Genomic DNA, 13,277 nt, shown 5'->3' with positions numbered 1-13,277 from the left:
TTGGTGATGGTCACCCCGTCGTCATCGTTCTTGATGGTCAGGGTCAGGGTCGCCGTGCTCACGTCACCGTCCGCATCGGTCAGGGTGTAGGTGAACACTTCGCTGCCACTCCCGCCCCCGGTCAGCGCCTTGAAGTCCGTATCGTTCGGGTTGAGGGTGTAGGTATAGGTACCGTTGGCATTGAGCACCAGGCTGCCATAGGTGCCGCTCAGGTTGGCGGCTGTCACCGCCGCGCCGTCCGCCCCCTGCACGTCGTTGGTGATGACATTGCCGCTGAGCACCAGGTTGTTCTCGGTCGCTGCGGTCGGGTTGCTGTCGTTATTGGCAATAGGGCCATCATCCTCGAAGCGGAACACGCCACCGGCCCCCAGATCCAGACTGGCCTTGGCGCTGTCGCCATCGGCGTCGGTCACGGTCTGCACCAGGGTCAGGATGTCACTCTTGAGGATCAGGCTGACACTGTCATCGGGATTGCTGGTATTGCCGTGCCAGACATTGTCCAGCAGGGTCAGGGTCACGGCGCCGCTGGCCGGATCCAGGGTCAGAGTGAAGTAATCCACCCCGTTGGCGCTGCCGGTGATGACGTTGCCAGACTGGTTCAACAGGATCTGTGCCCCCTGGCCGTTGGGCGCCGAGGGATCCACGGCATAGAGGCCGCTCGCCACATCGCTGCCACTGAGGGCCAGGTGGTAGCCGATGCTGCCGGCACCATCGGCACCAAAAGCGTGGCTGAACTGAGCTTGTACTGTCGCCGCCGCCAGCGTCGCACTGGCAATCCCATCGCCGTATGCACCGCCCAGGGCTGGCAGGCTTTCATCCACGGTTGCCAACAGGCGCGGGGCCCCTTCTGTCAGGCAGACGGTCGGGCCATCATCCTCGAAGCGGAACACGCCACCGGCCCCCAGGTCCACGCTGGCCTTGACGCTGTCACCATCGGCATCGGTCACCGTCTGCACCAGGGTCAGGATGTCACTCTTGAGGGTCAAACTGACGCTGTCATCGGGATTGCTGGTATTGCCGTGCCAGACATTGTCCAGCAGGGTCAGGGTCACGGCACCGCTGGCGGGATCTATGGTCAGGGTGAAGTAGTCCACCCCGTTGGCACTGCCGGTGATGACGTTACCAGACTGGCTCAGCAGGATCTGTGCCCCCTGACCGTTGATAGCCGAGGGATCCACGGCATAGAGGCCGCTTGCCACATTGCTGCCACTCAACGCCAGGCTGTAGCCGACGCTGCCGGCACCATCGGCCCCAAAGGCATGGCTGAATTGTGCCTGCACCAGGGCAGCCGCCAGCGTCGCGCTCACGACCCCATCACCGTATGCACCGCCCAGAGCCGGCAGGCTTTCATCCACCTTCACCGAACCCAGGCTGGGCGCCTCCTCAACCAGACAGACGGTCGGGCCGTCGTCCTCGAAGCGGAAGGTGCCGTTGACCCCCAGATCCAGGCTGGCCTTGGCGCTGTCGCCATCGGCATCGGTCACGGTCTGAACCAGGGTCAAGGCCCCGCCCTCCAGCGTCAGACTGACGCTGTCATCATGATTGCCGGTGTCGCCGTGCCAGACGTTGTCCAGCAGGGCCAGGGTCACGGCACCGCTGACGGGATCTATGGTCAGGGTAAAGTAGTCCACCCCGTTGGCACTGCCGGTGATGACGTTGCCCACCTGATTGAGCAGGATCTGCGCCCCCTGCCCATTGGGAGCCGAGGGATCCACGGCATAGATACCGCTCGCCACATCATTGCCATTGAGAACCAGGCTGTAGGCGATGCTGCCGGCGCCATCGGCACCGAAACCATGGATGAACTGGGACTGTACGGCCGCGCCCGTCAGCGTCGCACTGGCAATGCCATCGTTTCCTGCTCCGCCCAAGGCAGGCAGACTCTCATCCACAGTGACGAATCCCGGGCGCTGGAATTCGGGCGCCAGACCAGAGGCCGGGCCATCGTCCTCGAAGCGGAACATGCCGCTGGCCCCCAGATCCAGGCTGGCCTTGGCACTGTCACCATCGGCATCGGTCACCGTCTGTACCAGGGTCAAGACACCGCTGCCCAGGGTCAGACTGACGCTGTCATCGTTGCTGCTGGTATCCCCTTGCCAGACGTTGTCCAGCAGGGTCAGGGTCACGGCGCCGCTGACGGGATCTATGGTCAGGGTGAAATAGCTCACCCCGTTGGCACTGCCGGTGATGACGTTACCCACCTGATTGAGCAGGATCTGTGCGCCCTGCCCATTGGGAGCCGAGGGATCCACGGCATAGAGGCCGCTCGCCACATTGCTGCCATTGAGGACCAGGCTGTAGCCGATGCTACCGGCCCCATCGGCGCCGAAGGCATGGCTGAACTGGGCCTGCACCACGGAAGCCGCCAGCGTGGCGCTGGCGATGCCGTCGTTGTCGGCACCGCCCAGCTGCGGCAGGCTCTCATCCACGCTCATCACCCCCAGCTCGCCAGAGCCCGGGAGCAGACGCACGCTGGGGACATCGTCCAGTATCACCACATCCAGGCTGGCACTGGTGCTGTCGCCATCGCTGTCCGTCAGCACGACGCCGAAGCTTTCGGTCAGGGCGGTGTCATTGGCAGGCTGGGTGTGGGTTTCGTTGTCGCTCAGGGTATAGCTGTAGGTCACGCTGCCGGCCCCGGTCACCGGGTTGTAACTGATACCGGTCACCAGTAACTGATTACCCAGGGGGCTTGGGATCGTCTGCGGGAAGCTGGCGATGATCTGGCCATTACTGATGAGCGTCACCCCACCCAGGGTCAGACTCTGAACGCCATCCTCCGCATTGAAGGTGAAGGTCCCCCCCTTGGTCAGGGAGGGGGCATCCGGCGCACTGCCGTCGGCCAGTGCGGCTTCATTGAGGAGCAGCTCACCGCCTTCCACTTGCAAGCCACCGAGGGAGACACCTTCATCCACCGGGGTGATAGTGATGATGAGAGTCGAAAGATTGGTGTCGGCACCGTCCGTGACGATGTAATCGGCGGGGGGAACCGGTCCCGTATAGTTGAGGGCCGGGGTATAGGTATAGGTGCCATCGGCATTGATGATCAGCGTGCCGATCCCATCCAAGGTGCTTGCAACCCCAGCTGGTACGCCGATGTTGTTGCCCCAGCTGTAGGTGAGGATGGACACCCCGAAGGGGCCGTCCGAGTTGGTGCTGTTGGCCAGCAGATCACCGCTGACGGACTGATCTTCCAGCGTGACCGCGGCCTCGTCCAGATCGTCGAGCTCATTATCTGGCAGAAGGTCGTCCTCCTGCAGCGGGTTTTGCCCTGCGAGCGCATCATGGCTGGTATCGAAACCTGCGGTGGCTATGGTTGCATCACCGGTACGGTCGATGACGACAAAACCGCCATTACCACTGGCGCCGGCCACACCGCCAATCCCACCGCCACCACCCGCTGCAGGCGCGCCGCCCGCCGCCGCCGCCTCGAAGTTCTTGGTCGGATCGACCCCTTCCAGTATGGATTTTTGCAGCGCGGCGATTTCCGGGGAGACATCCTTGTTCTCGGCCGATGAGGAAGGATCGCCCTGAGCCGGGGCATCCGCCGGAGCGGGGGCATCTGGCGCGACATTGGGGCTGTCATCATAGGGAGCCAGCATCAGCTTGGCATCGTCGGCGATGTTGAGTTTGGCCCCTGGCTGCAATATCTCCCCCGGCTGGAGAGGACGGCTGCTGCCATCGGCCAGCAGGATCTGAACATTGCCTTCCACGGATGAGACGACGACTGTCTTGTCGATGATTTGGGTACGCATATCCATTGCTCCAGGGTGACAAATCTTGATGCATACACCTTAGATTTCCTCCCTGCCGGATTCCGTTGCAAAAATGTACTGATTTGAATCTGCCCGGCCCCTTCCGATGCAGCGAATCGAACAGTATTTTTTTACATCAAAAAATCAATACATTAACAATTCATGTTTTGGTTCATTCGCTGAGATGGCGTTAAAAAAACGCAGGCTTATTCAAAATGGATATAAAAAAGGGCCCACATCGGGGCCCTTTTTCATGTTGAGGTCGTTCAGGAGAGCGGGAACGCCGGATGGACGAAGCCCTGATAGCCGTCGATGTGCAACTTGGCCAGCATCTCCACCTGCTGTTCATCTTCCACCCGCGTGGCGATGGTGGTGACCCCGGCGTTGTGCGCCGCCCGGCAGACCGCCGCCAGGAAGGAGGTATCCGCACCGGGCTCCATGATCTGGCTGGTGTAACCGTGATCCACCTTGACGTAGGAGGGGGCCAACTCTTCCAGATAACCGAGGGACTGGAAGTGGCGACCATAGTGATCGACACCCCACTGGAAGCCATGCTCCTGCAACACCTTGACTAGGGCAGCGACCTGATCCTTGTGCTTCATGATGGCCGCCTCGGGAATTTCAAACAGCAGCTTCTCTTTCAGATCCCCGTGCTGGCCAAGATAGCCCCGCAACCAGACCAGGAATTCATCTGAACAGAGCGAGCCCGCCGTGATGTTGACGGCCAGCACCAGATCGGCCTGCTGCTGGAACAGCGGGACGCTGGCATCCAGCACGGCCTGATCGAACTCGGGCCCCATCTTGAACTGCTCGATGGCGGGCAGGAATTGGCCGGCAAAGTAATCGGTGCCATCCCGCGAGATGGAGGCAAACAATTCGGCATGCAGCCGGGTGCCATCATCAAAGCGGCAGGCGGGCTGCGCCTTGAAGCGCCACAGGCTTCTGTTGATGGCATCCTGAACCAGGTCGCGCCAGGCCAGACGTCCCATCAGCCCTTGTTCGGTGCCCCCTTCCATCACCACGGCGCCACGGCGCTCGTTGCGCGCCTTGCCAAGGGCGTTGTCCGCCTTGGTCAGCAGGGCGGAAAGATCCTCGTTGCCATCGCGACCGGCGATCCCGATGACGGAGAGCGCACGCCCCTCGCCCATGGGGTTGACGACCAGATCCGCGATACGGCTGTTGATGATCTCGGCCAGCTCCTTGAGGCGGGAGAGATCGTCGGTCGGGCAGAGCAGCGCATATTCCGTGGCCGAGATCCGGGCCAGGGCGGCGCCGTCCCAGCCATTGAGCAGCTCCTTGAGCACCTGGGCGATGGATTTGACCATGTTGTCCCGGGCGGCAAACCCTTCTTCCCGATAGAGATCATCCAGCATGTCGACGGCAACCAACATGACGCCGCCCTGCCCCGCCTCGGCAATCCAGGCATTGACCTGACCGACGAAGTAGGAGCGGTTGCCAAGACCGGAGACGGCATCCACATAGACCCGCGCCCGCAGGTTTTCCGCCTCGTCAGCCTGCTCCTTGAACTGCACTGCCAACTTGCTGGACAGGATGTTGATGGCCTGTACCACCTGCTTCAACTCGCGGGTCTTGGGCTCAGGGATGGCATGTCCGAAGTGATGCAGTTCAATCTCGACGGCCTGATCGCAGATGAGCTTGAGGGGCTTGAGCAGGTAGTTCAGGGCCCGCATCAGCAAGATGGTGGTCAGCAGGAAGCCGATCAGGAACCAGCTGGCCAGCCTGCTCATCCCTTCCCAGAGTTCGTAATAGGCCTGGCCGGGGTGGCCCACTACCTTCAATTTGCCCAGCTGCAACCAGCCCGAGGTCAGAATCGATTCGTTGGATACCTCGGGAAACAGCCCCAACCCCATGAACCACTGGGGCACACCCTGAATGTTGTTGCTGTTCTCCAGCTCGATCACATCCTTGGAGGCCAGCAAGTCCAGACGCACCAACTGATAATAACCGCCGTCGAACACGGCCTTGATGACGGACTCGGCGCTGACCTTGTCGCCATTCTCCAGATAAGGCGTCAACGCCAGCCCCAGGGAGGTGGCAGTGTTGATCACCGTGGTTTCCTGTTGCTGTGCCAGATAGTTGCGAGTCGAATTGAACTGCACCCAATAGGTGGCGGCAAACAGCAATCCGAACAGGAGCAACATGGTTGCCAATAATTGTCTGTAGAGCGTCATAGGTTAATCATCCAAATTCAGCACTGGCCGAGCCAATCGCCCCGAAGTCATGCGATTGCGTAAATCATTCCATAATCCCAAGCGTGACGACTGTCCGGTCAATTCCCCTTGACCACGCGCCTTCATCAACCACAAGTGACTACCGTTAAAGCTATAAATTGGCAGCAGATCCGCCCGTTGGCTGGCCGGGCGAATGGCACCGACCAGATTGTCCAGGATCAATGGCACAGAGGCGGGCGTCTCATAATAAGCAACGACCATATGAAACTGGTTATAATCCAATGCCTTGACATATACCATTCGCATTTTTTCATCCGGAATGCCAAGTTCCAGCAGCGTAAAATACTTGGAAATGCTGAAGTCTTCACAATCTCCGCCGGCGGCCCCCAAAAACTCCAGCGGGGTCGCCCAGTAATCTTTCTTGTGCCACAGCTTGATGTCATCGATAAACCGCATCTGGTTGAAGAACTGGTTCACCTTCTCCAGTTTTTGCCGATCCGACAGACCCGCATCCCGATTCTGCATGGCCAGAGTGCGCCAACCGGTCACCCGCTTGCCCGCCCTCACCCCATAAGTCTCTTCCGCTCGTTTGACCAGCTTGAGATCTGCCGATGAGAGAGGTTGACTGGCATTGAGCAGCAGGGGAAAAACGAGCAGGCACAGCCACAACATCGAACGCGACCCGCGCAGAGAGGGGCATGTGAACCCTCTCCACCCGGTCATTCCGTTGCGGCTTGCTTGGTACCACGACGTCACATTCTTCCCCTGCGGCATTTCATCAAAAACTTCCTGTGAGACAACAACATAAAAGAATGACTGCAGCGAGCTGCAGCCATTGCTTTGTCTGAACTCATGTCAACGGAGTGGACATCAGTTGTTGTTGGCCTGCCACTCGGCGGGCTGCTGCACGTTCATGGCGTTGAGCAGACCACCGGTGGCATTGAGGATCCGATAATCCGCCAGCAGGGAGTCATACTCGGCCGTGATGTAGCTGCGACGCGCCTCAAACAGTTCGTTCTCCGTGTTCAAGACGTCCAGCAAGGTCCGTTGGCCCAGACCGAACTGCTTCTTGTACGCCTGCACGGTGTCGTAGCTCGCGTCCACGTGCTCTTTGAGGAAGACCTTCTGCTTGGCCAGCGACTCTTTGGCGTTCCAGGCCAGACGGGTGCCCTCTTCCACCTGACGGAAGGCATTCAGGTGAATGTCTTTCGCCTGGGAATAGAGCGCCGAGGTGGCCTTGCTTTCCGCCAGATCGGAGCCGCCGCGGAACAGGTTGTAACGCATCCGGACCATGGCGGTCAGATCGTCGTTACGGCCCTTGACCGCATCGATATCCTCGTTCCAGTTCTGATCCACCTCGAAGGCCACGTTCGGATAGAAGCCGGACTTGGAGCCTTCATGCTGGTACTTGGCTTCCTCGATGTCCTGCAGGGAGGAGAGCAGGGTCGGGTGTACCTCGGTCGCCGTCTTCAGCGCATCCTCAAGGGTCGCCGGGAGCAGCTGGCTGTTAGGCGTGGGCTGAACCAGATCCTTGGGTACCTCGTTCACGACACGGATGAACTCACTCTCGGCATCCCGATAGTTGTTCTCGGCCGCGGCCTGGTTTGAGTAAGCGCGGGCCACACGACCGTCGATCTGGGTCTGGTCCGCGGTCGACCCCAGACCGGAATCGGTCCGCTTCTGGATGTCGCTGCGGATCTGCTCGTGAGTCTCCAGGTTCTGCTTGGACAGCTCCAGGATCTCCTGTTGGCGCAGCATGTTGAGATACACCTCGGCGACGCGCAGCGCAGTGTTCTCCGCCTCGGAGATCATGGCCAGACGCTGGGCCTCGGCGGCGGCATCGGTACGCGCCACGTTGCTGCTGACGTCGAAGCCGTCGAACAGCATCTGGCGCAGACTGATCCCGGCCTCTTTACGGGTCATGGAGTCATCGATGGTCTGCGAGTTCGCGCCGGCGGCACGAGTCGAGGGGCTGTCAGTCTTCTCATAGCCGACACCGCCACGCAGGTCGATGGTGGGATAGTAACCGCCCTTGGCTCCATCATGCTGGTACTGTCGTGCCTGATAGAGGTCAAAAGCTTCCTTGATTTTCGGATGGGTAGCCAGTGACTGTGCCACTGACTGTTCCAGCGTTTGAGCCTGGCCAAGGCCAGGGAACAGCACTGCGCCACTGACCAGCATGGCAACAATCGTCTTCTTCATGGTATCTCCAGTCATGTTGTTATTAGATTGTTGGCTTTATCGTTCTCTCAGTGCCGACTGCTTAGCCCTCAAGATCGGCTTTAGCAAGTAGTCTAGGACACTTTTTTTACCAGTAATGATATCTGCACTGGCTAACATACCGGGGATGATGGGAAGTGCGTTAAGCTCATCGCCCAGATAACTCTTCTCGGTACGGACCCGCACCAGGTAGAAGGAGTTGCCCTCCTCGTCCTGGATGGAGTCAGCGCTTATCTGTTCAACCTTGCCATGTAAACCTCCATAAACAGTGAAGTCATATGCCGTTATCTTGACCACGGCTTCGAGTCCCGGGCGCAGGAAGGCGATGTCCTTGGGAGAGACCTTGGCCTCCACCAGCAGGGTGTCTTCCAGCGGTACGATTTCCATCAGATCCATCCCAGGCTGCACGACGCCTCCCAGGGTATTGATCTTGAGCTTCTTGATGGTGCCTTTGAGGGGGGCGATGACGCTGGTCCGATCGACCCTGTCACGCAACCCGACCTGTCCTTCGGAGAGCTGGCCCAGCTTGCCCTGGCGCTCGTTGAGCTCGGTTTGGGAGTCGGCCCGGAATTTCAGGGCGATGTCATTTCGCTTGGAGATGGTTTCACGCAGCACCGAGTTCAACTTGGGGATCAGCAGCCGATTGGCCTCCAGCTCCCCTTGCATCTCGTTCACCTGCCGCTCCAGCTTGATGAGCTCCACCTGAGGCACTATACCCTCTTTTGCGAGAGGGCGGCTGATATTGAGCTCCTGGCGTGCCAGATCGACGCTGCGGCTCACGGTGCGGATCTTGGCATTGAGCTCTATGGTCTCCTGCTCTTTCTGCTCTATCTGCTGGCCGAGGATATAGAGCTGGTTCTGCAGGTTGTTGAGGCGATCGTTCTGAACCGATTTCTCCCGGTTCGCATACTCGGCGAACACGTTCTCGTAGCCGTCTGGGAAGACGATGGGCTGCTTGTCGATGACCACCTGCTCGCGCCAGCCCAGATTGGGTTCATTCTTGACCACCACGCTCTTGATCTCGGCACGCAGACGGGCGATATCCCCCTTGAGGGTCACCAACTCCTGCTCACGCTCCCGAAAGTCAGACTTGAAGCGGGTATCGTCGATGCGCAGCAAGGGTTCTCCTTTCTCGACGATGTCCCCTTCCTTGACGAAGATCTCCTTGACGATCCCCCCCTCCAGGTTCTGGATCACCTGCAGCTGGCGAGACGGGATCACCTTGCCCTGGCCGACGGTGACTTCATCGAGCTTCGCCCAGGCTGCCCAGACGATGGCGCTCATGAAGAACAGGAAACAGGCCCACAGCAGGACCCTGGCACGGGTCGGCGTGCTCAGCAGGACGGCGGCGGCGCCGTCGTCCACGAACTCCAGCTGATCCGGGGATGGCAGGACAGTGTCGGGCTCCGTTTTCTTGAACCAGTTGTTAGCCATTGGCCGTCTCCTGCACGCGAACCTTGCCTTCCTTCAATTGCTGCAATACCACCTCTTTGGGGCCGTCTGCCACTATCTGGCCCTGCTCCACGACGATCACGCGGGAGGCCACGTCCAGCATGGAGGTCTTGTGGGTGATCAGGATGAGGGTGGTCTCGGGCCCGAGCCGGGCCAGCTCCTGCTTCACCAGCATCTCGGACTGGTTGTCCATGTTGGAGGTCGGCTCGTCCATCACCAGAATGGGGGGATCGTTGAGCAGGGCGCGAGCCAACAAGATGGCCTGACGCTGGCCACCGGAGAGCTGACGCCCCCCCTCACCTATTTGTCTGTCCAGCCCGTTGGGATCCCGGTTGGTGAAGTTGGTCACCCCGGCGCGCTTGGCGGCGCGCAGCACACGGGCATCATCCACCAGCGGGTTGCCGAGCATGATGTTGTCGCGCACCGAACCGAAGAAGAGGGTCACATCCTGGGGGACACAGCCGATGTTGCGGCGAATGGCCGCCGGCGGCAGCTGATCGAGTTCAAAGCCGTCTAGCCTGACTGAGCCATCGGTCGGGCGATAGAGACCCATCAGCAGCTTCTCCAGCGTGGTCTTGCCCGCGCCGATCCGACCTATGATAGCCACCTTCTCGCCGGGTTCGATGCGCAGGGAGATGTTGTGCAGGGTGCTGCTCTCCATGCCCGGGTACTTGAAGGAGACGTTCTCGAACTCGATACGACCCTGGATCACGGGATGGTGGATGTACTGCTTGCCCTCCTCCTGTTCCCCCGGAGTCATCATGATCTTCTCGAGGATCTCGAGGGCAGACTTGGCCTGGTTATAGCGAGTGGAGAGCACGGAGAGTTGCACCATGGGGGCGATGGCGCGGCTCGACAGCATGACGGCGGCAATCATGCCCCCCATGGTCACCAGCCCTTCCGAGATCTGGTAGACCCCGACGATGACGAGACCGACTGTCACCACCTGCTGGATGTAGCTTGCCAGAGACGACATGGAGTTGGTGATGCGACGGGTCTGCACGCCCCAGGTGGAAATGTGGGACACAGCCTGCTCCCAGCGGTGCTGGAACAGGCTCTCGGCGCCGAAGATCTTCACGGTCTCGAGGCCGGAGATGCTCTCGATGAGGTTCGCGTTCTTCTGGGACGCGAGGCGGGACCCCTCCTCGATGGACTGCTTGAGGGGCTCCTGAATATAGAAGCTGTAGGCGACCAGGATCAGGATGGCGACGATGGGCACCACCACCATGACGCCGGCGAAGATCCAAATGATGAACAGGAAGAAGATAGCGAACGGCAGATCGATCAGGGTGGAGACGGTGGCCGAGGTGAAGAACTCACGCACCGATTCAAACTCCTGCAGATGCTTGGCAAAGGCGCCGGTCGAGGCGGGACGGGACTCCATCTTCATGCCCATCACCTTGGCGAAGATCTTGGCCGACAACAGCACGTCAGACTTCTTGCCCGCTATGTCGATGAAGTAGCTGCGCAGCTGACGCATCACGAAATCGAAGGTGAACACCACCATGGCGCCGACCGCCAACACCCAGAGGGAGTCGAAGGCCAGGTTCGGCACTATCTTGTCATAGACGTTCATGGTGAACAGGGGGCTGGCCACCGCAAACAGGTTGATGAGGATGGAGGCGATCAGCACGTCCCGATAGATACCACGGGACTCGAACAGCGTGCTCCAGAACCAGTGACCGTCGCGGGTCTCCAGCACCTTGGGGGAGCGCTCGTCGAACTTGAACTGCTTCTTGACGAAGAAACAGCGGCCATTGTATTCGTCCCCGAGCTGGGCAACGCTGACCCACTGAGCCGCATCGCCGGCCTGGGGGAAGATGACCTTGCCCTGGCTTCTGTCTTCATTCCACTCCAGCAGGATGCAGGCGCCACCATTGCGGGTCTGCAGCACGCAGGGCAACAGCAGGGAGGAAATCCCCTCGAGCGGCTGGATCACCTCACGGGCGGAGAGCCCGCCCCGCTCGGCGGCGCGGCTGAAGAGTGCTGTGCTCAGGCGACCGGATACCAGCGGCAAGCCGGTGGTCAGGGCATCCTGGCTGTTGGGTACGCCATAAAAGCGGGTCAAGAAGACCAGGCATTCCAGTAGCTCATCAATACGGCTAGTTTCTGCTTGCATAGCATCCCGTTAAATATGATCCGAACGGTTGTCGCGGGAGAGTCGCCACCCGAAGCGGCGGGGATCGGCAAAAATCACAGCGCACGGATCCCATGACTGACAACCTGATTAGCGCACGGTGACAGGATATTCCATGAAACTGCCTGACTCCCCCGTCATGGGATCGCATCGACGCGATCGGTGAGGTACGGAGTGAGACGGCGACCTTGACTTCAGGATGCCCTGCACGATTCGTAAACACTACAAGCTTATTGATAACAATATATTTTTCAAGCCGACCATAGTACCAAGGCGACTTGAATGAAACTATACCGCAAAGACTGAATTTCTTCTAATAACCCCCTGTTTTTTTGATGAAATCAGAGTGACAACTCATTAAGACCGGCGAGGGAGAAGGGTCGGCCGAGGCGAGCACCCTGGGGGCCTGAACGAGCCAGTTCACTGGCGATATCGGCCATGGCGGTCCAGCGATTCTCGCACCAGGCCGGTGCCAGCAGGGTCGGACGGCGGGCCGATGCGGAGATCCGGTGATACACCACCTCGGGCGGGGTGTGCTGGATCATGGCCACCGCCGCCTCCACATATTCCGCCAGGGTCGGTACCGCGAGGCGCCCCGCCTGCCAGGCCTTGCCGAGGGTGCTCCCCTCCACCACGTGCAGCGGATGCAGCTTTATCCCCTCCACCCCGGTATCGACGATGCGATGCAGGGTCTCCAGGCTGTCCATGGCCGCCTCCCCCGGCAGACCGACGATGAGGTGAGCGCACGTCTTAATGCTTCTTTGGTGAGCGCGGCGTACCGCATCTTCGTAAGCGGCGTAGCCGTGGCCCCGGTTGATCCGCTGCAGCGTCTTGTCGTTGGCGCTCTGCAGCCCGAGCTCCAGCCACACCTCGTAGCCGCGGGCCTGATAGCCGGCCAGCAGATCCAGCACCGCATCCGGCACGCAGTCGGGGCGAGTGCCGACGCAGAGCCCCACCATGTCGCTCACCGACAACGCCTCCTCATACATGCGCTGCAGGTACTCCACCTCGGCATAGGTGCTGGTATAGGCCTGAAAATAGGCGAGGTAGCACTTGGCGCGGGTCACCTCGTCCCGCCGGGCCAGCAGTTGCTGCACCACCGAGAGCTGCTGGGCCGACTCGTCGGCAAAAGAGGAGACGTTGCAGAAGGTGCAGCCGCCACGGCCCAGGGTGCCGTCCCGGTTCGGGCAGGTAAAGGCGCCATGAATGGAGAGTTTGTGGATCTTCTGGCCGTGACGCTGCTTGAGATCCTGGCCGAATGTATTGATGAGTTCGTGTAGCTGCATGACGCCTCCGTGATGAGGCGCCATTGTAAGGGCGATGACCCTTGGGGGCGCTGAGCTGGATCAAGCCACTCCGCGACACAAATCATATAAATATTCACATTTAGTCGAATAAATACCCACCAACTCTGTATTTGGGTTACCTTTGGAAACCATCCTCATCACCATGAGGCGAACGACCATCAGCAGATATGAGCCATAAGCAATTGTTAACAATGAATAATTTCTAGATAGCCTG

At 59.9% G+C, this 13,277-nt stretch carries 7 protein-coding genes; all 7 read right to left on the bottom strand.

Features of this window, described 5'->3' with window-relative positions; genetic code table 11:
* A partial coding sequence (locus tag ACRCYW_RS04845; RefSeq protein ID WP_438549016.1) for a retention module-containing protein occupies nucleotides 1-3,755 on the bottom strand: 3,755 nt, incomplete at its 3' end.
* A 266-nt stretch (nucleotides 3,756-4,021) separates the two neighbouring features.
* Complete coding sequence (locus ACRCYW_RS04840; RefSeq protein WP_438549015.1) at nucleotides 4,022-5,947, bottom strand: EAL domain-containing protein; 1,926 nt, start codon at nucleotides 5,945-5,947, stop codon at nucleotides 4,022-4,024.
* A 3-nt stretch (nucleotides 5,948-5,950) separates the two neighbouring features.
* Nucleotides 5,951-6,670, bottom strand: coding sequence for a transglutaminase-like cysteine peptidase (locus tag ACRCYW_RS04835; protein ID WP_438549032.1), 720 nt, complete (start codon nucleotides 6,668-6,670; stop codon nucleotides 5,951-5,953).
* A gap of 147 nt (nucleotides 6,671-6,817) precedes the next feature.
* Nucleotides 6,818-8,149 (bottom strand): TolC family outer membrane protein, encoded by a 1,332-nt coding sequence (locus tag ACRCYW_RS04830; protein ID WP_438549014.1) that lies wholly within the window; start codon nucleotides 8,147-8,149, stop codon nucleotides 6,818-6,820.
* Between the two features lie 36 nt (nucleotides 8,150-8,185).
* Complete coding sequence (locus ACRCYW_RS04825) at nucleotides 8,186-9,601, bottom strand: HlyD family type I secretion periplasmic adaptor subunit (RefSeq protein WP_438549013.1); 1,416 nt, start codon at nucleotides 9,599-9,601, stop codon at nucleotides 8,186-8,188.
* Nucleotides 9,594-11,738 carry a type I secretion system permease/ATPase gene (locus ACRCYW_RS04820; RefSeq protein ID WP_438549012.1) on the bottom strand — a complete coding sequence of 715 codons (2,145 nt, stop codon included), beginning with the start codon at nucleotides 11,736-11,738 and terminating at the stop codon, nucleotides 9,594-9,596. Before ACRCYW_RS04820 ends, ACRCYW_RS04825 begins: the two co-directional genes overlap by 8 nt.
* A gap of 359 nt (nucleotides 11,739-12,097) precedes the next feature.
* Nucleotides 12,098-13,042 (bottom strand): TIGR01212 family radical SAM protein, encoded by a 945-nt coding sequence (locus ACRCYW_RS04815; protein ID WP_438549011.1) that lies wholly within the window; start codon nucleotides 13,040-13,042, stop codon nucleotides 12,098-12,100.
* Nucleotides 13,043-13,277: the final 235 nt, after the last annotated feature.

Origin of the sequence: Aeromonas sp. (genome assembly GCF_051657805.1) — a bacterium.
Classification (GTDB): domain Bacteria; phylum Pseudomonadota; class Gammaproteobacteria; order Enterobacterales; family Aeromonadaceae; genus Aeromonas.
The sequence above is the reverse complement of the archived record's forward strand: the minus strand, read 5'-3'. Positions and strand labels throughout refer to the sequence as shown.

Excerpts from the sequence above, each read along its gene's own strand:
- ACRCYW_RS04840 (WP_438549015.1), bottom strand. The coding sequence starts at position 5,947 with ATGACGCTCTACAGACAATTATTGGCAACCATGTTGCTCCTGTTCGGA.
- ACRCYW_RS04835 (WP_438549032.1), bottom strand. The coding sequence starts at position 6,670 with ATGACCGGGTGGAGAGGGTTCACATGCCCCTCTCTGCGCGGGTCGCGT.
- ACRCYW_RS04830 (WP_438549014.1), bottom strand. The coding sequence starts at position 8,149 with ATGAAGAAGACGATTGTTGCCATGCTGGTCAGTGGCGCAGTGCTGTTC.
- ACRCYW_RS04825 (WP_438549013.1), bottom strand. The coding sequence starts at position 9,601 with ATGGCTAACAACTGGTTCAAGAAAACGGAGCCCGACACTGTCCTGCCA.
- ACRCYW_RS04820 (WP_438549012.1), bottom strand. The coding sequence starts at position 11,738 with ATGCAAGCAGAAACTAGCCGTATTGATGAGCTACTGGAATGCCTGGTC.
- ACRCYW_RS04815 (WP_438549011.1), bottom strand. The coding sequence starts at position 13,042 with ATGCAGCTACACGAACTCATCAATACATTCGGCCAGGATCTCAAGCAG.